The 23,793-nt window shown below is 39.8% G+C and carries 15 protein-coding genes and 1 riboswitch; of the genes, 7 read left to right on the forward strand and 8 right to left on the reverse strand.

Annotated features, from left to right (window positions below; all coding sequences use genetic code 11):
* Positions 1–39 precede the first annotated feature (39 nt).
* Positions 40–277: riboswitch (cobalamin riboswitch) on the forward strand.
* A gap of 180 nt (positions 278–457) precedes the next feature.
* The 3 genes from QQK06_RS15590 (at position 458) to QQK06_RS15600 (ending at position 6,257) form a co-directional block, all read left to right on the forward strand.
* Positions 458–1,075, forward strand: a complete 618-nt coding sequence (locus QQK06_RS15590; RefSeq protein ID WP_284245693.1) for a hypothetical protein — start codon at positions 458–460, stop codon at positions 1,073–1,075.
* Positions 1,076–1,114: 39 nt separating this feature from the next.
* Positions 1,115–2,524, forward strand: coding sequence for a cobyrinic acid a,c-diamide synthase CobB (locus tag QQK06_RS15595; protein WP_284245694.1), 1,410 nt, complete (start codon positions 1,115–1,117; stop codon positions 2,522–2,524).
* A 136-nt stretch (positions 2,525–2,660) separates the two neighbouring features.
* Positions 2,661–6,257, forward strand: coding sequence for a response regulator (locus QQK06_RS15600; RefSeq protein WP_284245695.1), 3,597 nt, complete (start codon positions 2,661–2,663; stop codon positions 6,255–6,257).
* A 65-nt stretch (positions 6,258–6,322) separates the two neighbouring features.
* Here QQK06_RS15600 and QQK06_RS15605 read toward each other — a convergent pair whose 3' ends face one another.
* The 4 genes from QQK06_RS15605 to QQK06_RS15620 form a co-directional block, all read right to left on the reverse strand.
* Positions 6,323–9,454, reverse strand: coding sequence for an EAL domain-containing protein (locus tag QQK06_RS15605; RefSeq protein ID WP_284245696.1), 3,132 nt, complete (start codon positions 9,452–9,454; stop codon positions 6,323–6,325).
* Positions 9,447–10,979 carry an ABC transporter substrate-binding protein gene (locus QQK06_RS15610; protein ID WP_284245697.1) on the reverse strand — a complete coding sequence of 511 codons (1,533 nt, stop codon included), beginning with the start codon at positions 10,977–10,979 and terminating at the stop codon, positions 9,447–9,449. The genes QQK06_RS15605 and QQK06_RS15610 overlap by 8 nt, the downstream gene beginning before the upstream one ends.
* 114 nt (positions 10,980–11,093) lie before the next feature.
* Positions 11,094–12,218: an HD domain-containing phosphohydrolase gene (locus QQK06_RS15615; RefSeq protein WP_284245698.1), complete on the reverse strand. Its 1,125-nt coding sequence runs from the start codon at positions 12,216–12,218 to the stop codon at positions 11,094–11,096.
* 82 nt (positions 12,219–12,300) lie between these two features.
* Positions 12,301–13,446 carry a M20 family metallopeptidase gene (locus tag QQK06_RS15620; protein ID WP_284245699.1) on the reverse strand — a complete coding sequence of 382 codons (1,146 nt, stop codon included), beginning with the start codon at positions 13,444–13,446 and terminating at the stop codon, positions 12,301–12,303.
* 209 nt (positions 13,447–13,655) lie between these two features.
* On the opposite strand from QQK06_RS15620, the gene QQK06_RS15625 reads away from it, so the two are divergent.
* The 4 genes from QQK06_RS15625 to QQK06_RS15640 all read left to right on the forward strand — a co-directional run bounded on the left by QQK06_RS15625 (position 13,656) and on the right by QQK06_RS15640 (position 19,973).
* Positions 13,656–14,561: an ATP-grasp domain-containing protein gene (locus QQK06_RS15625; protein ID WP_284245700.1), complete on the forward strand. Its 906-nt coding sequence runs from the start codon at positions 13,656–13,658 to the stop codon at positions 14,559–14,561.
* Positions 14,562–14,597: 36 nt separating this feature from the next.
* Positions 14,598–16,016: an ATP-grasp domain-containing protein gene (locus QQK06_RS15630; protein ID WP_284245701.1), complete on the forward strand. Its 1,419-nt coding sequence runs from the start codon at positions 14,598–14,600 to the stop codon at positions 16,014–16,016.
* A gap of 30 nt (positions 16,017–16,046) precedes the next feature.
* The gene (locus QQK06_RS15635; protein WP_284245702.1) at positions 16,047–18,692 is read left to right on the forward strand and encodes a M14 family zinc carboxypeptidase; all 2,646 of its coding nucleotides are present in this window, start codon (positions 16,047–16,049) and stop codon (positions 18,690–18,692) included.
* A gap of 141 nt (positions 18,693–18,833) precedes the next feature.
* Positions 18,834–19,973 (forward strand): phospholipase A, encoded by a 1,140-nt coding sequence (locus QQK06_RS15640; protein ID WP_284245703.1) that lies wholly within the window; start codon positions 18,834–18,836, stop codon positions 19,971–19,973.
* A 261-nt stretch (positions 19,974–20,234) separates the two neighbouring features.
* Here the strand turns inward: QQK06_RS15640 and QQK06_RS15645 are convergent, their stop codons facing one another.
* From QQK06_RS15645 to QQK06_RS15660, 4 genes are all read right to left on the reverse strand, one after another.
* On the reverse strand, positions 20,235–20,834 hold the full coding sequence (locus QQK06_RS15645) for an MlaC/ttg2D family ABC transporter substrate-binding protein (RefSeq protein WP_284245704.1): 600 nt from the start codon (positions 20,832–20,834) through the stop codon (positions 20,235–20,237).
* 159 nt (positions 20,835–20,993) lie between these two features.
* Positions 20,994–21,578 carry a TetR/AcrR family transcriptional regulator gene (locus tag QQK06_RS15650; RefSeq protein WP_284245705.1) on the reverse strand — a complete coding sequence of 195 codons (585 nt, stop codon included), beginning with the start codon at positions 21,576–21,578 and terminating at the stop codon, positions 20,994–20,996.
* A gap of 56 nt (positions 21,579–21,634) precedes the next feature.
* Positions 21,635–22,672, reverse strand: coding sequence for a M48 family metallopeptidase (locus tag QQK06_RS15655; RefSeq protein ID WP_284245706.1), 1,038 nt, complete (start codon positions 22,670–22,672; stop codon positions 21,635–21,637).
* Positions 22,673–23,707, reverse strand: coding sequence for a YjgN family protein (locus QQK06_RS15660; protein WP_284245707.1), 1,035 nt, complete (start codon positions 23,705–23,707; stop codon positions 22,673–22,675).
* Positions 23,708–23,793: the final 86 nt, after the last annotated feature.

The following is a 23,793-nucleotide window of genomic DNA, read 5'->3' on the forward strand; positions in this document are numbered from 1 at the left end:
TCGGCGTTTTTGCTATTGAAGCGAAGCAGGTTATCACGTAATATCTGCAGTGATTTAGGTGTCTTAGCAGTCGTAATACTTTGATCGAACAAAGCATTACGACACTGTAAAGATGAAACGTGAAACTGGTGAAATGCCAGTACTGCCCCCGCAACGGTAACTGTGAGCAGCAACGTAACCACTGTATTTAAACGATTCTGTCGTTAGCTGGATATGGGAAGGTGTTGCAAATGCGATGAACAGAAGTCCGGAGACCGGCCTGATCATGCCTAATTTATTAGGTATTGTTTGAGAACTGCGGTGGGCGGTGAACCAAAGACAGATAAAAGCTAAGCAGCAGGCCCGTGTTTTACCAGTACAATGCTTAACTAGTTTTTGATGCTGCATGGCTGCCAAACTTTATCTACTTTGATTTCCAACACCGTTAAACTTTGTTTATTGTGACAACGGAATCGTTATGAAATCAGTTAAATTGCCCCAACCTGTTAGTATCACTTTGGCCCTGTTTGTGTTACTGACGTTATTAATGGTAGCGACTCGCGGCCACCATTTTGCCAGTCTTAATCATTTACCCAGTGCATCAACCGCGATTTTCTTTATTGCTGGCATGTATTTGAGAAATATGAAAGCGTTTTGGTTTTTCTATTTACTCACCATAGGGCTTGATTTAGCGTCATCTTATTCTCGGGGTTATTTGGGCGATTGTTTAACCCCTTCATACCCTGCGCTGGTTGTTAGTTATGGCTTGATGTTTGTCGGTGGCTATTGGGCAAAGCCTCAATGGCGACAATCTAGTGCTGGCCTGTCGAGTATCAAAGTAGCTGCTACTTTATTTATTGTCGGTTCAATAGCATTTTTCATTTCTAATGGGAGTTATTACGCTTTCTCGGGTAACTTTGCTTCTTTATCCTGGCAAGAATACCTAGCTCGTGTCGAAAAATATTATGCCAGTGCTGTTACTAAGCCCGTCTTTTACGTGGTAATTGCGGTCGCGATAGACTTTGTTGGCAGTTGTTTATTACGTCAGCAGAAGGTCATTGCCAAATTTAATGCTAAGGAGAGCGCTAAGTTATAGCGTAGTTATTAATGATGAACGATAACAGAGGTATAACTAATGACATCCGCTAAACACGCATTTTCATTAAATAATAAACCGGAACATCTGCCAGGTACCGGTGTTAATTGTCCGGCACTTATTATTGCGGCGCCACATTCTGGCTCAGGTAAAACTACAATCACAGCAGCGCTTGCCCGCTATCATAAAAATCAGGGCAAGAAAGTGACTGTTTTTAAAGTTGGGCCTGATTTTATTGATCCGATGATTTTACGTCAGGCCAGTGGTCAATTAGTCTATCAGCTAGATCTCTGGCTGGTGGGGGAGCGAGGCTGTCAGGAATTGCTTTATCAGGCAGCAAAAGAATCTGACCTTATTTTAATTGAAGGTGTGATGGGATTATTTGATGGCACGCCAAGCAGTGCTGATTTAGCCCGTTACTTTAATATTCCAGTACTTGGAGTGATTGATGCCAAGGCGATGGCACAAACCTTTGCTGCACTAGCCCATGGCTTAGCAAAGTTTTGTCCTGAATTACCGTTTGCTGGTGTATTTGCTAACCGCGTTAATAGTGAAAGGCATGCAGAGCTTTTGCAGGAAAACTTAGCCTCCGATATCACTTTTTATGGACGTTTGCCTAAAGATAATGAGGTCACTTTACCTGAGCGACATTTAGGGTTAGTGCAAGCACAGGAGCTGAGTGAGATAGATGCACAACTCGATCTTGTTGCCAGTTATATTAATGCGACTAAACTGACGGAATTACCTGCCGCAGTTGAGTTCTTTGCTGTTAAACAAGACGAACAAATATCCGATATAACAGGTGCGTTAGCAGGAACGCGCGTTATTATTATTAAAGATCGGGCATTTAGTTTTATTTATGCTGCGAATATTGCCTTTTTACAGCAAGCAGGAGCCGAGCTTGTTTATTGTTCGGCGCTGGAAGATAGCCACTTGCCAGACGGCGATGTCTTGTATATTCCTGGCGGCTATCCTGAATTATATGCTCAGCAGTTAGCCGAAAATCATACATTTATTAGTGACGTCAAAGCTTTTGCTGCCACTAATAAACCGATAATTGCGGAGTGTGGTGGCATGCTCTATTTACTTGATGAACTAACCAATTTTGCTGGTCAGCAATACTCGCTACTTGGCTTATTGCCGGGCAAAGCTGTGATGCAAGAAAAGCTCACAGCCATAGGATCGCAATGGGTCGTTTTACCTTTTGGTGATAATACAGGTAATAATAACAGTGATAATATTATTCGTGGTCACAGTTTTCATTACTCAAAGGCAGAAGTGAGATTAACGCCTTTATCTCAGACTCGCCATCATCCGAGCGAGCGTTTAGGGGAATTTGTCTATTTACATAACAATATTCTTGCTTCTTATATGCATTGGTATCTTCCTAGCAATGCTAAATTAGCGTTATCTTTGTTCGGCAACATCAATACCTCCAGTGAGAGCTAGAACGATGTCAGATGGCAATATTTGTTAGCACGACTATATTGTTAAGAGATCTAGGGATAGTATGGATACAGTTTTTATTTGATAGTGGTGACTATGCTTAGGTAATAAAGCGTGTGTTTTCGTATAAGGAAGTACTATGTCTACTAAAGCGAGTTCTCAGTTTTTTGCCATTCGCCGTCCATTTTTATACGCAATTATAACGACTGTGGTTATCGGGGTAGCGTTTGCCTTTTATGTGAATTCAGACATTCGTCGTGATGTTTTTAATGAACTAGAACATGAAATAGCCGAGAATTTGTCACTGAGGCAGGATGCTCTAACTCGCCAATTAGCAAATTGGCAACATCAAGTACGATTTCTTCATTCCACGCCGCCGGTACAGGGGATTGTTCGAGCCTATGAAAATGGCAGAATAGATCCCTATGACGGCACGACCTATGAACTTTGGCGCTCACGTTTACAAATTATCTTTAAGGGGTATATTGAACACGACCCGAATATCACACAAATTCGCTATATTTTTGCACCGGAGCAAGGACGAGAAATTGTTCGGGTCCATCGTAAATACGGGGTTATCCGAGTCGTACCAGATAGCGAATTACAAAGGAAAAGTGATAAAAAGTATTACACCGAAAGTGCTCAATTGAGTCCGGATGCACTCTATCTATCCACTATTAATTTAAACCGGGAATATGGCAAGGTTGAATACCCTCATATTAAAACTATTCGTATCGCAAAAGCTATTTTCAATAATCAGGGAGAATTTTCCGGCATTTTGATCGTTAACTATAATGCTGAGGTTTTACTAGGGCAGTTACGGCACAATCTAAGCAATGATTATCAGACATACCTACTCAATAGCATTGGCGAATTTATCATAGGCCCAGCACCAGAACTGGAGTTTTCTGCTGATTTAGGTCAACAGCATAGTTGGCAAAAATACTTTGTGTTAGCTGAAGAGCAACCATCAAGCGCAAAACTAGCGACCCTATACTCCACCTTGGCTAATGAAAAAATCTATTATCAAGAGCACAACATTTTCTTAGGTAATACTGAACCACATGAGTTTTTAACGTTAATTGTTGCTGCCCAACAATCGGCTATCGAACAGGAGATCTCCGCAAGAACGACCTTGGCATATACCAGTATACTTTTTTCCGTGTTTATTATTTCGTTGATCTTGCTGGCGGCCGATATTTATGTGCGTAAAAAATTAATGCTGTTGGAGGCCAAATCTGAATATGAAGCCATTATCCGAAACTCCAATGATGCCATTGTGGGGATGGATATTAGCGGTAAGGTTAAAAGCTGGAATACGTCAGCAGAGCATACCTTCGGCTATACCCAAGGTTATGTTACCGGCAAAAGTATTTTTGAATTGATAATACCGAGTGAAAGTAGCATCTTAACTGCGCAAACATTGAAAGCTATTTTTCAAGGCGGTGTGGTCGAACCTTTTGACTTTAAAGCAAAAACTCACTGTGGCAAGTTGATTGATGTCTCGATTAACCTTTCACCAATTGTGTCAAATAAAAACCAAGTTACAGGTGTTGCTGGGATTTTTCGCGACATTACTCAACAAAAGCAAATTGAATCGCAAATTATTGAATTAAATAACTCGTTAGAACATCAAGTACAAGAGCGTACCGCAGAATTAGAACAAGCAAAGGATAAAGCGATTGCGGCGAGTAATGCTAAAAGCGAGTTTGTTGCTAATATCAGTCATGAAATCAGAACACCAATGAATGCCATTCTTGGTTTAGCTTATTTACTGAAAGAGCAGGATTTACCGCAAGCAACCTTAACCATGGTGAAGAAAATTCATCATGCAGGCACTTCGTTGTTAGGGATCATCAATGACTTACTGGACTTCTCAAAAATTGAAGCCAGTCGTTTAACATTAGAAAACATCCCGTTTCAACTGTCTGATGTTATTGATAATCTGGCTAATATTATGTCGTCATCGGTTGGGAATAAATCAGTCGAAGTGATTGTGTCAGCGCCGCCGAAAGATGCGGAGTTTTTAATGGGGGATCCATTAAGATTAGGTCAGGTACTAATTAATTTGGTGGGTAATGCTCTTAAATTTACTGAGCGGGGAGAAGTTGCCTTTTCGGTGAAATTAATCGAAAAAATAGCGGACGATAGTCAGGTCAAGTTACGTTTTTCTGTACGTGATACAGGTGTTGGTATTCCAAAGGATAAGCAAAAGCAAATATTTAGTGCTTTTTCTCAGGCAGACTCTACCACAACCCGTCATTTTGGCGGTACAGGCTTAGGTTTAGCGATCAGTAAAAAGCTTGTTACCTTGATGGGGGGAGAGCTCAATTTAACCAGTGAACCAGGTAAAGGTAGTGAATTCTATTTTGAACTGGTGTTTGAAGTCAGTGATCCGCAGAAAAGCTCAGTGCCTGAAATGATGCATCAGCGGGTGTTAATTGCCGAAGATAATTCAACAACGCGTGCCAGTGTGATGGACATTTGTAGTAGCTTAGGTTGGTACGCGGAAGATACTGACTCCGCTAAAACCGCGATTCAGTTGATCAGGGATAATCAGGACGACCCGTTCGATATATTGTTGCTAGATTATCATTTGCATAAGTGCGATGGCTTATCAGTGATCAGAGCGATAAAACAAGAGTTTGCTAACCTTGATATCACGATTATCTTACTGGTTGCACCCAACTGTCGTGATACCGTGTATAACGAACATACCGATCAATTGGTGGATTTAGTGCTGACCAAACCCGTGACCACGTCAAGCTTGTATGATGTCATTATCGAAGCAAAAAATGTTCAGGGACAAATACAAAGCTCAGCCAATTTGGCGAAAAATAGTAAAAATCGCTTGTCTGCAGTACAAATTCTGGTAGTTGATGACAGTGCAATCAATCGTGAAGTGGCGCAGAGCATATTGGCAGGTGAAGGAGCTATTGTTGAAACGGCAGAGGATGGTGCGCAAGCATTGACGCAAATTAAACAGCGAAGCCAGCCGTTTGATGTCATTTTGATGGATATTCAGATGCCGGTGATGGATGGTTATCAGGCCACTAAAGAGATTCGAGCTTTGCCTGTCTATAATACGACACCTATTATTGCACTAAGCGCCGGGGCATTTAAATCGCAACAAGATGCGGCGGATGAAGCGGGGATGAACGCGTTTGTTTCTAAGCCATTTGAAGTGAATAAGTTAGTTGAAGAAATTCTCAGGTTTCGTCAGGCATCACAAACTTCACTTGAACATAGCCCTACAACGCAAGGTATTGGCAATGATAATGCTAATCTCGATAAGGTGCAGTGCATGGAACAATCAGTAATACCGGAAAGATTAACATCTGAAACATCAATACTTGAATCTAAGCCATTAATCGATGTTAATGATGCCTTGAGTCGTTGGCAAAACCCGGATATTTACCAACAGCAACTGACTTTATTTTTGCAGGTTCATCGTGAAGACCCACAATTGTTAACGGAAGCGTTTAAGCAAGTAAACTTCCAGCAAGCGAGAGAAATTGCTCATAAGTTGAAGGGCAGTGCCGGCACTTTAAGTTTAATCGCCCTAGCTGACATCGCCGAAGTGTTGGAAATGTCTGCTTACCAGAAAAACAATGCGGTTGAAGCGTTATTATTAAAGTTTTCGACTACAATGGGACTGAGTGTTAAAGCGATTAATAACTATATTGAGCAGGGAAATATGATTAACAATGGATATTCTCCAGACAAGAATTGTTAATATTTCTGAGCTACCTAAGGGCTGTTAGCAGTAAAGGTAGATAATGATAGCAGCGCAGTTATCTTTTAATAATTTTCTTTAACATAACAAATAAATTCCTGTTCGGCTAATGGCTTACTAAAGTAGTAACCTTGTACTGTATTAACGCCCATTTGCTGAAGAAATACCAACTGATTTTTAGTCTCAACCCCTTCACAGATGACCTCTAAACCCATACTTTGCGCAATGGATAAGACCGCGTTAATTATCGCCTGTTTCGTAACGTCGGTTTCAACATCTGTGATAAAGCCGCGATCGACTTTAATACTGTCAATGGGATAATCTCGGATGTAACTAAGGGAAGAATAACCCGTACCGAAATCATCCAGAGATATTTTAAAGCCTATTGCTTTGATCTGCTGACAAATCGACTGTGTCAATTTAGGGTCTTCCATAATAACACTCTCAGTGATCTCAAATTCAATACTGCCGGGGGAAATCTGATGCTGCTGCGTGATTTGATGAAGTTTCTGTGCCAGATCATGTTGTCTAAATTGACGGCCTGATAAATTAAAAGATAACTCCACCGGCTTATTAAATTGCTGTTCAAGTGCATTAATAAAGCGACAACCATGGTCGAAAATGTGATAACTGATAGGCACGATTAAGCCTGATTCTTCGGCAATGGCAATAAATTCATCTGGCATGACTAACTGACCATCTTTTTTTCGCCAACGTAATAAGCCTTCAGCTTTAATGATAGAGTTGTTGTCTTTTGTATGCTTTGCCTGATAGTGAAATTCAAATTCATCACATTCAATGGCATTACGTAAGCTCTCTTCATAATTAAGCTTTTCTTTAATGGCCTGATTCATCTCAGGCATAAAGAACTGGTAGGCATTTTTGCCTTTATCTTTGGCGCTGTACATAGCGATATCAGCAGCTTTGAGCAGTTCACTACAACTAGTGCCATCTTGTGGATATAAGGCAATACCAATACTTGCTGAGGCATAGATTTCTTTATTTTCGATGGTAAAGGCGGAATTAACCGCTTCTCTGACTTTGTTGGCGAGCATTGAGATATAGTCTTGTTCACGAAGGTTCTTCATCAATAAAACAAATTCATCACCACCAAAGCGGGCGACAACGTCTGAGCTACGGGTGACTGTTTTTAGCCGTTGAGCGACCTCCTGCAAAAAGGCATCACCAATTTCGTGGCCCATGGTATCGTTAATGTATTTAAAGTTATCTAAATCAATGAAAAATAATGCAAACTTGTCATTGTTTTCCTGAGATTCAAAAATTGCTTTATGGACGGCAATATTAAACTGATAGCGATTGAACAACCCGGTCAGGCTATCGTAATGAGCAAGTTTTTCTAGCTGTTTTTGGGTTTCTTTAAGTTGAGTGATATCACTGAATAGCATGATGTAATGGGTGGTTTGAAATTCGCTATCGCTAACTTTATTAATAGAGCATAACTGAGGGTAACCTTGTTTCGTGCTGGAATATAATAAAACTTCTCCTTGCCAGTAGCCGTTAACGTTAACTCTGGTTTGAATTTCTTCGAGAATTTGTTCATGTTCGGCAATTAAGTTAAATGCTGGAGTGTTTAAGATATCTGATTTATTAAAGTCAAAGTTAGTAATAAGTGCACGGTTTGCATCGGTAATTTGCCAGTTTTCATCCGTGATCACTATACTTTCTTTACCGGTTTCAAAAATATTATAGATAAGCTTGAGTTCTTGATTAAGTGCTCGTAACTTAATTTCTTTTTCTTTAATTTCAGTTACATCGGTTGAAATTCCGCAAGTGGCGTAAAGGTGGTCTTGCTGGTCAAACAGTGGAAACTTAACCGAAATGTAGTGTCGGGTGGTGTTATTTTTATCAACGGCCATTTCGTCAAAGCGAAATGCTTTTTGGTGTTGAATCACCTGATTATCATTTTCAATAAATGCATCAGCAAGCTCTTTAGGGAATAGCTCTTTATCTGACTTACCTAGGATATCTTCTGCCTGGATGTTAAATAGTGATAAATAAGCCTGATTGACGAGTAAGTACCTGTGATCTATCGCTTTTAAGTAAATAATGTCCGGGGTATTGTCTATGATACTTTGTAATAATGCCTTACTTTCATGACTTTGCTGCTTTTCCCAATTGAGTTTCGCAATTTGTTCGGCAATCGTTGCTGTCATAGTATTAAAGGTTTTGGTGAGTAGGCCGATTTCGTCACTGTGTTTTACGGCTATTTTTTGCTGATAGTTGCCTTGAGTAATATGCTTGGTGGCGCTAAGCAATGCATTGATTGGTTTAATAACGATAGAATGAGTAAAGTAGGAGAGAAAGATAACTTCGCCAATAAACACTAGTAAAACAACAAAGCTAAGCAGATAAAGTAGTTCTATCACGTCTTTAAACATTTCATCTTGGTAGGCTACAGCAAATAGTTGCCAGTTAGTCGCTTTGATTTTAAATGGGTAAAGGTAAGCAGCTTTTCTTGCTATTGTGAGCATTTCAACGTTGCCAGCATTAATGTTATGTTGTTTAACCACTTTGCTAAATTGTTGATTATTATCGTCTAATCCGGTTAATAATGTCATGTCTTGATCAAATAAGGCCCAGAAGCCATGATTGAGTATTCGCTTATTGCTAATGTCAGTGAAAATCCTTTCAGTATTAAAAACGATAAATGCGCTGCCTAATGGTTTGTTATTACGTTTGATATAATTTCTGGTTAGCATCATGGATTGATGATTAATTAGTGTTAATTCAGGGACAGCATTTTCATCACAGGCTAATAGGTTTTCTTGTGAATTTACCCTGGGATAATTAAACACTAATTGTTGGTTTTTATTGCAGATACCAAATTGAATATAGTTATTGTTTCTCACCATTTGATTATCGATAAATTTTTCAATTAATGGCACTATGCGCTGTGCTTCCGTCAACAAACCGTATTGCTTATTAAGAATAAGCTCTTCTACTGCCGGCAGTTCCGCGAGTACTTTTGCATCCAAAGTAAGTTGATGAATTTGTTGTTCAATTACTTGCGCTTGTTGTTTAATTTCATGTTGCAGTTGTTCGTTGATCCTCAGCTGGATCATGGCACTGGTCTTGTTATAAGTGACATATTCAATACAAAAGACAGAAATAAAAAGCAAAACTACGCTTCTGATAATAAATTTGATCAGTAATTTACTTTTTAATAATTTAATCATTAGTTACTTTCTTTGCGTGACTGAGTAATTCATAGTCGAGATGACCGTTTAATCCGTAACGATCAATTGATGTGCTTTTATTTACAACAACAGTAATGATCCGCTGGGTGGTAAAGATCATTAAGGCGTTATCGTGAATGTATGCATCAAGCGCTTTAAGTTTCGTCTTAGCCGGCAATTGTTCAAGTGTGGTCATACTGTTATCAAAAAGGCGATTAAACTCAGGATCTGTAATTTGTGACCAAGGGCTGCGGGAGTCGAGAAACAATCCGGCATGAAAACCTAGGTGGAAAATAGGGTTATCGACAAGGTTAATCACTAAATCGTAGCCGGAACGTTGGCCGGTAGCGATTTTATGGCCAATGACTTTTTTTGCCCATTCACTACGAGTGACTATTTCAAGGGAAACCTCAAACCCGACGTCCTCTAGATTGGCCTGAATAATTTTGGCAATAGGAGTGGTTATATCTGCCGCTAATATACTTAGTGGTGTGTGAGGAGCAACTTTGGCATTTGCCAGTAAAGTACGGGCTTTATCCGGGTCGTAAGGGTAAGGGTTTAGCGTCTCGTTGGCACCAAATTCATGCTTTTTTCCTAACGATGCCAGCGGCTGGGCATTACCAAAATCGCCAAACCTGACCAGATCGTCTTTGTTAATCGCATAATTCAGTGCTTTTCTGACATTAAGTTGGCTAAATATTCCCTGGTTGTGAATGAGCACCCAATAGCCAGCAAGTACCAAGCGTTTCACTAAGCGTAATTCGTTATTTGATTTTCGCATTAACTCAGTGGTTTTATTGCCGGGAAAGTTAGGCACTAAATCGACATCGTCAGCCAGTATTGCTGACATCCATTGTTGTTGGGGCATGATCTTAAAGCGTACCGCATCATAATGGGGGATACCTGTTTGCCAATAGTCTGGGTTTTTGGTTAGTAAAATTTCTGTATTTTTTTGCCAATGTTTAAACTTAAATGGCCCGGTACCAATGGGGTGTTGGAGAAAGTAGTTAATACCTTTTTCTTTGATATAGTTCGGTGGGCATATTGCACCAAACATGTTTAAGCGATTAAGCAGCATATTGTCGGGGTGATGGGTTTCAATAATCACTTCCAGCGGTTTGTTTGGTATCAGCGAAATTTTTTTTATTGAGTTCAGGATCCAATGGTTGCCAGTATTATTTGCAGGATTGATAATATAGTCGTAAGTGAATTTTACCGCTTTGGCATCAAAGGGTTCACCGTTATGAAAACGAACATTTTTTCTTAAGAAAAAATGCCATTGGGTACTGGAGATTTGTTGCCAGTGAGTAGCAAGAGCCGGTTGGATGTTACCATCCAGATCAAAGTATAATAATGAATCAAAGATTTGAGTGATCACTGCATAAGAATCCGGATCGAAACTTTGTGCCAGTGACACTATACTCGGAGGATCCTGAGTCAAATAAGCAACATCTAGCTCATCATCAGCCAGCGCAGGGCTGGCAATGCAGCAAAAAAGAATAATGTTCAGGAAACGAACGTTCATACTTAGTGAATAAGTTTATCTATTAAGTTTATGTATTTGTTAAAGATAGGTGATTATTTTTGATATTGCTATTTATCTGCTTTATCTAGCGCTTCAGCATAAATATACGTTCAGTTAACCGTAAAAATTTTCTTTAAATTGTTGCTGAATTTGGTCAATTTCGTCTTTACTGGCCAGCAACGCATTAACACAATTGGCATCTAAAGTTTGACCAGCCAGCTCAGCTAAAAGATCAAATGCTTTGCCATTACTCCACGCTTTTTTATATGGGCGGACACTGGTTAGGGCATCGAAAACATCGGCAACGGCGACAATGCGAGATTCAATTGGAATCTGCTCGCCTTTGATGCCATTGGGATAGCCATTGCCATCAATCGATTCATGATGATATTCAATGATATTACGTAACATGCAGCTATATTCAATGTGTTCTAATTCGAAGTTTTTCAGCAGGTCATCGATAATTTTACGGCCTTTAACTGAGTGACTTTGCATTATCTGTTTTTCGTTATGATTTAACTTGCCAGGCTTTAATAATACCTCGTCTGGTATGCCTATTTTGCCGATATCGTGCAGAGGGGCAAACATAAAAAGATGTTCGATAAAATCGTCACTTAACTGGTATTGATCCGCGAGCTTGATGGCAATGAGTCGGCTATAACGGGACATGCGATCGAGATGGCTGCCAGTTTCAGGATCGCGAATATGAGTAATATTGCCTGTGGTTTTTACCGCTGCGGATAAGGTTTGAATAATGTTACTTTCATTGATCACCATTAATGCGATCAAGTGGCCATAGATGTCTATCTGTTGCAGTATCGTTTCGCTAAAAACATTTTTTTCATTGGAATTAAAAAAGAGAAAGCCAAAAAAATCGCCATTGTTAAATATTGGCAAGGTGTAACTTGCAAGGTATCCCTGACGACCAATACGCTGGGTATGTTCACTGTCACTGTGCTCAAAGGTTAAAAAATTATTGATCACCCGAGGGAGGCCTTTGTCAATAATGGCTTTTAATGACGGAACCTCATCAAGGTGAGCTTGATAATGTTCAAGTGCATGTTCATCGCTGCTGTGAATAAAGGTTTTTAGTAAGCCGGTTTTTGGGTCATAGATGGCAATAGCAATGCGGACGATAAACGGATAGCGCTCACTTAGGGTTTTATGAATAGAAATAATCTTATCGTGTAATGATAGATGTTGATTTAGTGCATCAAGCTTATCTATGTGTGCCGTCATTGAATGCTACTGCTTGGTTTATTCCTTGCACTTAATAGTAGTCTATGGTGTTAATTTATTAAACGTTTTACCTGGTTTTAGTTCAGGCTACTTGATCTGAATTCATATGTGCCAAACCATTGTATGCACAAAGTATTTTTCCGACATCTTCAATTCGTTTATAAAAACTTTTTTTGTTAGCTCGTTCATTAACCGTATGGTCGCCATCACCAAAAGGACCAAAACCGTCTAGCGTTGGTATACCTAAGCCAGAGACTACATTGGCATCGCTGACGCCGCCGCGCTTTTCTACTTTAAATGGATAACCGATAATTTCTTCAAATTGCTGAATTAATGCGATTTGCTTATTGTTTACCTGCATGACATCACGTTGTAGACCACCACTAAAAGTAGATTTTACCCCGTTAACATAGGCAGTGCTGGCGATGCGCTCAATCTCCGCTAGTACGCGCTCTTTTTCACTATTGTTAGTAAATCGGGCTTCTACTGAAAGAGATGCCGATGGCGAGATAGTATTTGCGCCAATACCGCCTTTGATTTTCCCTACATTTACTGTTGTGCCGAAACCAATACGGGTTAATGTTGTCAACTCGATGATCATATGAGCGGCAGCAAGGTTAGCGTTAACACCGTCTTGGTAATGATTACCGGCATGAGAGGCTTTGCCAGTAATGTCGATATGGTAAGTGGCAACCCCTTTGCGGGCGACCACTATTTCATCCTGTGGCCCTGCCGCTTCAAATACTAAGCAAAGATCATAGTTTTTCGCTATTTCAGCGGTCAGGTGCTTGCTGTCATCACTGCCGGTTTCTTCATCACTGACCATTAGCACATCGATATTGTTGATGTAACCCTGGGTGTGTTTGACATATCTTAATGCTTGCAGCGCCACATAGTTGCCGCCTTTCATATCACAAACGCCAGGGCCGTAAACCCATTCGTTGTCTTCTCTAAAAGTGGTAAAGGTATTGGGTGGAAAAACAGTATCAAAATGTCCGAGCAATAATACTTTTTCGCCTGACGTTGTCGGCGCGCGGTAAAGAATATGATCGCCGATGTGTTCACGGCGATGGCAGTCAACTTGATAACCTAATTCTTTCATCCAAGTTGAATAAATTGATGCTACTTTATCAACCCCTGCTTTATTTTTGGTATAGGAGTTAACATTCACTAGTTGGGCGAGTTCAGCAAAATCAGTGTGCTGTGATTGTTCGCTATATGCTGGCATTTCAATTCCTGTTGTTATCTTATCCGTTTACCTGTGTCGTATTGCAGCGAATAAATAAGTCAGTTTGACTACAGATTTATTAATTTTTTTCGGCAGCATTTTTTCGTCATATGTTAGTAACATACGATGCCTAGGCTATTACCTGAATAAAATTTAGACCGTTAACACTTCTTAGTGCGAGAGGAGTTAACCCGTTAAAAGGACAGGTAATGGCGAATCATACAATTGGCATGTGGATGTATAAAAATGGTGGTGGTTTGGAGATCCAAACTCAGATCATCGACGCGTTACGCGAACGTGATATTGAGGTGATTAATGAGCTTAATTTAGCCCATGCGGTTGCCAGTAATGGTCATATCATGTGTCGTAAAGTCGCGATGGAGCAGCTGGATGCGTTTTTCTCTTATAACGCTGGTAAGCAGACCCAATATCAAATGTATTTGTACCAAACGCTTAGTGAAGCTATTCCTTGTTTAAATAATTATACGGCATTTGCTTTAACGGAAGATAAATTTCGTACCGCTCATAAGCTGACTCAGGCGGGAATTACTACCACTGACTATAAAATGTTAAAACGCGGTGATAAGAAAAAACTGAAAAAAACACTCAAGGACTGGGGCGGAAAACTGGTTTATAAGCCCACTGATGGCTGGGGGGGGATGGGGATTGTAAAAATTGAAAATGAGCGAGCATTAGACATGCTGTTTCCATTTCTAGACCAAACGAATATTCCGTACTTTTATGTTGAAAAATACATTAATTACGATTTAACGGATTATCGTGTTGATATCGTAGATGGTGAATTTATTGCTTGTTATGGCCGAAAAGCACCTACTAATAATTGGAAAACCAATATCAGTAGTGGCGGAAGCATATTATTACGAGAACCTTGTGATGAAGCGATTGATTTAGCATTACGGGCAGCAGCAGTCACAGGACTAGAAATCGCTGGGGTCGATCTAATTTATGATCTCGATAAGGAACAATATGTGGTACTGGAAGTTAACGGGATACCCGCATTTGCTACACCTGAGCAACAATTACTTGGGCTTGAATTTAACAGACGAAAAATCGATAAAATCGTCGATTTAATTGAGCGACGAGTGAAACATTAGTCATCTTTAATTTACAGAAACTTACTGGAATAACTCATGGAAAAAACTCAACAATTGCCGCGCTTGGGCTTTGTCTATCTAGATCATGTACTGCGTTTCTTTGATAAATCTAACTTTAAAGGCTGGCCAGATAAAATTGAGCATGTGGTCTATCACTGGGGCAATGATAAACAGCGTTTTATTAATGAAGTGAAACGTAAAAAAATTCAAGTGTTGATCGGTAATATCCCGGCGACAGCTTATGAAACATTTCGTGAAATAGCTCGTGCGTTACCCGAAGTTAAGTTTATTCCTTCGCTTGATGCCCAGTTTGCTAATAAATCGAAAGAAAATGTCACTAATTTTTGTCAAAAATACCAGCTGCCGATCCCTGAGACTAAAGTGTTTTATGAAAAAAATGAAGCACTTGAATATTTAGCCGTTTGCCAGTATCCGAAAATCATTAAGAAGTCTTACGGCCCGTCAAATTATGGTGGCTACTACGTTCACAAAGTAGACAATTTTCTTCAGGCTCAGGCACTACTGAACAAAAAACGTTATTACCCTGTGTATGTCCAGCAATTTATTCCTATGGTGGCAGATATTCGCGTGATGTTAGTTGGTCATAAACCGGTATGTGCGTTTTGGCGCAGGCCGCCAGAAGGAGAATGGTTAACCAATACCAGTCAAGGAGGAGCCATCGATTATTATAATGTCCCAAAAACAGCATTGGATATTGCAGTGCGCGCCTCTAAAGCATCAAATGCCGAGTATTGGGCCTGTGATATCGCTTTAGGCAATGATGGCAAGTTTCGCATTTTAGAGTGTGCAACAGCATTTGCAGCGTTTCCTTATATTCGTGATTGGATCGGCCAGTATTTAATGTGGCAGTTGTCAAACGGCGAAATGAAAAAGCCGTATATTCCGCTTAATAACTGGGAAGAACTCGGCAAGATCAATGCGCAACTTTTACGTACTATGCGCCATATTAGCTTCGGTCGACCACAGGCTCGCCAGATGAGTGAAGACTGCGCTGATGCCTTGCATGATGTTAACGAAGACGTGTATCAGCTGCTGCCAGTCGAGTTGCGCGCGGAAGAGGAATGGCCGAGTGAGCAGTGGAATTTACAAGATAATTATCAATTAGCAAAAACTCAGCGCAAGCGTCATCGGGATGAGCAATTTGAAGCTGTTGAAGCTGGCTCTGAAGGCAGTGAATTAGCACAATCGCCGCTGGTTCCTTTTATTGAATTAACCGAACATCAGCTAAGTGAATTTTTTCAGTCAATTAAAGGCATAGGAAGGCAGCTTTATCAATGCATTCTCAATACCTTAGGGGTTAAAGGCACATTGGCTGCACTTAATCATCAGCCACAGCTGTTATTACAGGTTAAAAACCTCAAAGAGAAGAAACTCAACGCCATTATCAGCCATTGGCAACAAACGATAGCACCGAGCTTACCTGAAAATAAATAATCACTACTATGCTAAATACAGGCGAATTTTATGAAAAAACAATATGCATCCTATCAGCAAACCATAGCGTTTTTGGAGCAAAGCATGGCGGCACACCCGCAGCTTATTCGCCTGCGCAGCATAGGAGAAACCTGGGAAGGACGACCCATTGTTTTAGTGAGTATTTCATTGGATGTAGAATATGCCGATCATAAACCGGCATTGCTTTATACCGGTACCATTCACGCCCGAGAATGGATTGGCAATGAACTGGCGATCCAATTTATCCAATATGTTATTAGCAATTACCGTTTTAATCCTAAGCTTAAGCAGGCATTAACTCGTAATACCCTGTATATGGTGCCGTGTTTAAACCCTGATGGCTTTGAATACTCTCGCCAGCATTTTTCATTTTGGCGTAAAAATCGTCGCAATAATAACGATGGTAGCTATGGCGTTGATCTAAATCGCAATTTTTCAGTGAAGTTTCGCCAGAATCAGGATACCAGCTCCAATATTTATTCCGGTCCTTACGCATTTTCTGAGCCGGAAACTCGCGCGATTCGAAATTTTGTTCTCGAGCATAAAAATATTACCGTTGCTTTAGATTATCATTCTCAGGGCAATGTGTTTTTTCCTGCCCATAAGTTTAACCATGAGAATGAAATTGAAGGTACAGATCTCAATCTATTGTGTGCCAATATGAACCGGGAAATTAGCAAGGTTACCGGTAGAAAGTACGGTATTCATCGCGGTAAACCGCCGGCAAACCTGATCCATGGTAGTGGCCGCGAATATTATTATTCGTTAGGAATTTTAGCGACAGTCGTAGAAGTCGGTACTCGTAATATTCCGGATTATCTGATTAACATGTCACAAAGCGTTGATGAAAATATTCCAGCGGTGCTTTATGCACTGTCGGAAGCCATCAGTTATTCGGCATTAGCGCCAAAACGCCCTGAGCAATTTACCCTGGTTAATATTGAACAAACCAGTGTGACCTTGAGTTGGCAATATGATGATAATGTTGAAGTTAATTTTGAAATTTACCGTTCTCAACAACTAAAATCTGCCTGTTGTGATGAAACCTTAGTTGCTATTACCCGTAGCACTGAATTTACCGATGTTCAGCTAAAAAGTGGGCAAAATTATTATTACAACATTCGGGCGGTTGATCGGGTTAATCAGATAAAATCGCCATTTAGTCCAGAGCTTAAAGTGAAAACTCACTTGGCTGATGATGAGTTTTCCCGCGCGTTATTTCCCGCAAGTACAGATATTGGCTATGTTAATCAGTATGCTGGTGAGAACAATAAAGAACATTTTGGCCATAATTCCTTGTTTGTTGGCGTGAATAAACGACGTGGCATTTGCTATGGCGTGATAGCGTTTGACTTAAGTAATTTGCCTCAGGAAATTAGCATTCGCAGTGCGTGTTTTTCGCTATATCCAATGAATCGGGTCAATGCTAAAGTGGAAAACTTTGGTGAGTGGACGGTATCATTACTCGATGCAAGTGAAATCACGGATATCACCAGCTTTGAGCAGATTCATCAGGCGACACCATTACAAACCTTAGGTCAGGCGATTGCCTCTGATCAGTTAACGCAAGGGATTTGGAGTGAATGGGATTTTAATATTGCTGAGCGTCGTTTACTAAAAAGTGCGATTGCTTCTAGTAAATTACTGATGCGTATAGAGGGACCGAGAAAACTACCTTTAGGGGCAGACTCGCAAATGATGCAGTTTGATATTGGTTATGGCAAGTTTGGCGCTGGTATTCATTATCGTCCTAACCTTCAACTGATCTACAGTAAAAAACCACAGCAAATGACGGTATTACCGAGTGCGCTTAATAGCATTTACCCTAATGAGATTGTTGAACATCAGCTGCGCTCAGGATTTGATACTGAGGGTAATATTATTTATGGTCAGATGGCATTTATGCTCAATCAATTAGCGGATGCAGATAAAACGGTGATCACTGAGGCCTATTTAGTGATGCAAAATAAATCGGCACTCAATACCTCACGTGATACTCGTTTTACCATTGAGTTGGCTGAGCTAAAAGACATTGATTATCAAAGTGTTAAACAAAGAGATAAAAAGGAATTTATCGGTTATGAAGTCAGTAACTTGCAGTTAAAAGAAAAGAATATTCACCATTTTATTTTTGATAGTTATTGTCGTCAGCATTTGGAACAATTGCATCGGCAAAACAAGCCCTGCTATTTGATCATTCGGGCTACGGCAGCTTCAACAGAGCAAAATGACTATATTGACTGGTACTGTGAAGGTAGCAAGCAATGTCCTCAGTTAGTGATTCATTATATTGAACGGAGAAAATCGTCACTTGCGTCGCCAACTGAGCTTGCCTGCACTGTTGAAAACGGCATGATAAAATTGAGTTGGAAAAATCCAGATGATGCTGGTTTTGTTGGTAATTTTGTTGTCCGTAATCGTTTTCATCCACCCAAATCGCCGATTGACGGTGTTAAGCTTTACGGTGGCCCAGATAACTATACTTATGATAATTTTGCCAATGCCAATATAGCGAAATACTATTCGGTTTTTAGTTATGATGATGTGCCGAATTATTCCAAGCCTGCCAGTTTGTATTATGAGGCTAGACAGGGAATTACCATAGTTGAACAGGAATATGAGCCTCAGGATGAAGATGACGAAATTAGTGATTAGGTGTTGTTTATTACAAAACCTAGATTGGTAATGGATTGCATTTAGTAGCAAATAGGATTAACTTGCCTTAGAAATTGAGGGAAGGGGTTATCAATGAGCATGGGAAAGCATCTGAATATATTCAGTCTTTTGTTGTGTGTTATGGCTATGAGTGTTGCTTTTATCAGCTACGGTGAAGAAGCTGAACGTCAACAAACTAATGATAATGGAGATTTCTGGTCAGAATTATTGGCAAGCAGCGAAGCATTTAGACAAGCAAAGTGTCAGAAGGAAGGCTTATTTTTCCGTTGTCTATCCGGCTATGAGTCTTCTTATTTTGGTTACGTTGGCCGCGATGAAAATCATTTAGATGGTAGTCATTTAGAATTTAAAGTGTCAATTAAATATCCGTTGTGGGGCAGCCTGGTGGATTTGGATGACTCTACTAAGGAAGATAAACGCTCACAGGCGCTTTATTTTGCTTACACTGGAAAATACGATTTTTATTTTGGCTCGCGTTATTCTGCCCCGGTTATCTCTCGCCAGCAAAATCCGGGCATTTTTTATCAATATCAATACGACTCACGGGAAAGTGGCTTTCAGCATTTTTCATTGGGTTATTTTCATGAATCGAATGGTCAGGAGATTGATGATCAGCAGATGTTCGATAGTAAAGTGATTGAGTTATTGGATAAAATTTGTCGAGAGAATGAATCAAATCAATGTATAACTGATAGCCGTCACCAACAAGAAGCACGAGCGATGGCGACAGATTACCTGAGTCGTGGCTGGGATTATCTAGCAGCAAGTACTAAGTATACCAAGCGTCATAGCCACGATTTATTTGGCCGTAAAATTGCGGTGCAAACAGATTTTTATTTTTCAGCCAGATCCTATTTTAACTGGCAAGGCTTAGGTTTCGTTGAAGGCCGTGAAGAAAATATCGACTGGCTAGCTGACATAGACAATCCTGGTGATAAGGTTTATGACTACCGCACGTTTCAATTAACCATTAATCGTAAGTTGGATAGCTTAGCTTGTGAAGCAAACCAGTCTAGAGCACAGTGCTTAGCAAATAATAATCCGGCCAACTGGTTTGATTATATGGCGGATAATACCGAGTGGAATTTAACGCTAATGTCTGGGAATGAGCTGAATCATCTATCATATCAGCTTGAATTTATTCATTATATTGCCGGACATTTCCCATTGAAACTGATGTACTTTAACGGTTATGGTGAAAATATTTCCACTTATCAACGAAAGAGTAGTTACTGGATGATAGGAATAGATCTTTGGTGATATGAAGGATATGGTCACTCTTTTGCATCCATGCAACTGTGACATTGCTTATATGGATGTAAGTACTTAGTTTTTGTCTGGAACAAAAAAACTGACCGTACATCCTGTACATACACGAAATAATGCTCCTGCAATTTCGACATACCGTACATCCTGTACATACACGAAATAATGCTCCTGCAATTTCGACATACCGTACATCCTGTACATAAAAAAAGCCAGCGTGTATTGCTGGCTAAGAGTTTGCTAAGGAAAATGAAACTAACTTGAGATTGCTGCTAACTCGACGATCACTTGATCAATACCGTATTTGGCGATGCGATTACTAAATTCAGCACGTTTGCTCGATAACAGTGAAATACCTTCTACTACCATGTCATAGGCTTTCCATTGCCCGGTTTTTTTGTTTTTTCGCATTTGAAAAGTGATATGTATGTCAGGCTTATTGCCGTCAATTATGGTGGCATTAACCGAAGTCATTTTAGCATTCGCTTTGATCTTGCCATCTTCATAGATCACTTGCTGATCTTTGTATTGATTCAAGGCATTAGCGTAGGTACGGATTAAATAATGACGCATCGCCTGAACAAACTTTTCTCGTTGTTCTTTGCTCGTTTTCTTTAATTGCTTACCAAGAATTTTGTAGGAAGCATAGCGATAATCAATCACAGGCATTAATTCTTGTTCAACAATATCGCGCATTAACTCGGGAAATTTTTCCAGTTGTTGTTGGCTTGCAGCAATGCGAGTAAAAAGTTTATCACCAGTTTGATTAATCGTTTCAAACGGTGAATATGCCTTGCTGGCGGCTAAGCTTGACGTACTTAATAACAATAAAAATAGATAACTGAAAATTCTCATACTAGTTCCTTATTGAGATAACGGTAATGCATAGTAAATAATAGTGGGTATTTTACATACCGACCGCTCGGTTTGTAAAGTGTTGTTTATCGCATTTATCTCTTAGCTAGGCGATTAATGCATAATAAATGTACGGTACTGGAAAATGCTAAGAGGTAGTTATTGTTTTAATTGGCGAATATAACGGCAAAGCTCAGCGATGACTTTGTCAAACAAATCTTTGTTTTTCGCACTTTTACTTAAGCTGGAGGAACCGTGAAAACAGGAGACAATAAAATAGGCGATCTGATTAAAGTCCAAATCTGCCTTTAATTGATTGGCAACACGTTGCAGATTAAATGCTATCAAGTGATTAAGTTGCTGTTGCATGTTAAGAATGCGCAAGCGAAAGCCTTCATCAACACCCGCCATTTCCTGGCATAAATTATTCAGCGGACAGCCACAAACCACTTCATCACAGGTCATTTGTTCAGACATGCTTTCAAAAAAGTGGCACAGTCCTTCTATTGGATCATCTACTTCCACTGCAGGTTGCCAAGTCGCGAGAAACATCGGGGTGTAAATTTCTTCAAATACCGCGTAACCCAATTCCATTTTATTTTCAAAATGATGATAGAGTGCGCCTTTAGAGATACCACAGCGCTTTAGGATGACAGATAAACTGGTGGCATTAAAACCGTGCTGATGGATTTCATCGGCACTGATCTCTAATATTTTTTGGCGGGTTTGATCTGCATCTCTCATATCTTTACCTCTTTAGCAGGTTTGATTGTAACCGACCAAGAGGTTTGTATCTAGCGTTATTTTTTCTTTAGCGCGTTGCTAATTCTTTCTTCGACTAATGGATGTGAGCTGAGATAATGCAGTAAAAGATCATCTTTTTCAGGAGAATTTTTTGCCAGCTTACTCATTGCTACGGCAAAAGCTTGTGGAGAAATACCAAGTTCTAGCAGTTTAGTTGTTGCGTAATCATCTGCTGCTCGTTCTAATTCACGCGAAAAGTTGTTTTGTATTAAAGTAAGTGCTGCACCACTAAAATACTCTGCTAGCTCGTTTAGGTCGCCTAAGAAATAAGTTAACAGTAGTGAAGTTGCGATAGACTCTGTCGCTAGCTGTAGCCCGTGATTGTATTCAACATGTCCAATTTCATGAAGCAACACCGCTAACACTGCATCCGGTGTTTGCGCCAATAAATCCACCAGTTGATCACTGATCACCACTGTGCCACCTGGTAGTCCGAACGCATTGGCGCCAAATGATTTTCCGCTACGAAATAAAAGTTTAAATTGTTGATGTTGAGTATTTATTTGGGGAATAAGGTTATTCCACTGTTCACTTATTCTGGCTTTGGTGTTGAGGGAAAGTTGACTTGGAGCAAGCATTGATTTATCAAGCACTAACATACTTTGTTTATCTATTTCATATTTGACTTCTTCTGGCAGCCAGCTGACAACAGATTGGGCAAAAGCAGGTATTGCATAAGCACTGAGAGCATAAAAGCATATTGGAATTAATATCAGTGATATTAACCATACTTTTCGGTGTTGCTCCAGATAGTGGAGCAGGCCGTCAATAGGCCTGATATTATGTTGCAACGGACTAATATCCTGCTCTGCAAAGAGCATGACTTTTGCACCGTTTTCTAGCATAAATTCTCTGGGAATAGCGCCAAGCGCAGGCGTTAGTGTTATTTCTGACAGTGGTATTACGGCTACTTTTTGCTCGTTAACTTCATCGGCTACAATAGCTTGCTCATTAACGATATCAATCTTGATGTTTTGTGATTTAGAGCTGCGGGGCGCATAGTAAACGCCCCTGATAGTGCTGTACTTTGTCATTTACGTTAGAGCTACGTCAATATCAAATACTTCAGATAACTCTTCAGTTAATGCGCTAGCGTTTTGTTTAATGCTATCAATAGCGTCAGCGTGATTTTCATAAACTAAGACGTCGGTACGGGTAATGAAAAACTGCGTTGTTCTAATATTTACCCAAGGTAATGCCAAACCAAAGGTACAAATTAGTGCGATCAGGTTGGTGACTTGTAGTGCAACTAAATGAAAAGCATTGACTTGAGAATTAAACTGGCAAATATCATCAAGCTCTGTTTGTTGATAGATATGGTTTCTTATTCTGGCGATGTAAATTGCATGAATGAGAGTGAACGCCAATATGTATAGCACCGCCATTGATAAAAAGAGCATTGGCGTTGCTTCAGAAGGAGAAGCGAACAAAGAAAGTACGCCAGTCGCATAGATTACGGCAAACACGGCGATAAACAGAATTGCTACGATGAGTGAGGTTTTGTAGTAATAACTTGTTGATAATTCTGTTTTAAATGCTTTGTCGCCATAACGAATGTTTGAAACTAAAAATGTGTCTATCCGTTTTAATACCCAAGGTAAGGCTAAATATAGGGTAAAGAGGCTGGCAATAGGAAGCACGATAAAGTTCACAAAAGCTTGTCCGTACTGACCAACAAAATCAAATCTAACATTTTGATAGCTGGTCATGCGGCTGTTAAACCTTAAACTTGCACAAATTAAATAAGGAGAAGCAATGAATAACACTAATGCGAAAATTGCTCCAATAGCAGGGAAAGCTGAAGAAACAAACATATAAAGCGCAAACACTATTACTGCGATAATTCTGCCTTTTAAAATTTGTATCGGTGTTGCTAAATAATTAAATCTATGACCATTTAGTTCAGTATTGCCATAAAAATATCGTTTTGCTCTGACTTTCGCCCACGCCGAGTAGATGCCTAGCGTGATGATAGAAAGGAGGATGTTTACTATCCAGATGCCAAAATATTCTGAGGTTTTTCCATGAAACTGAAGTGCTACCAGTTCCTTCTGTTTGAGATTATCCATAAATAAGTCCATTTCAGTTTTTATCCAATATTCATTCAATCACAAAAAGAGTAGTAAGGCAAAATAATTATCGTAACTATCTAACT

The sequence above is a fragment of the Thalassotalea insulae genome (assembly GCF_030161395.1).
Taxonomy (GTDB): Bacteria; Pseudomonadota; Gammaproteobacteria; order Enterobacterales; family Alteromonadaceae; genus Thalassotalea_E; species Thalassotalea_E insulae.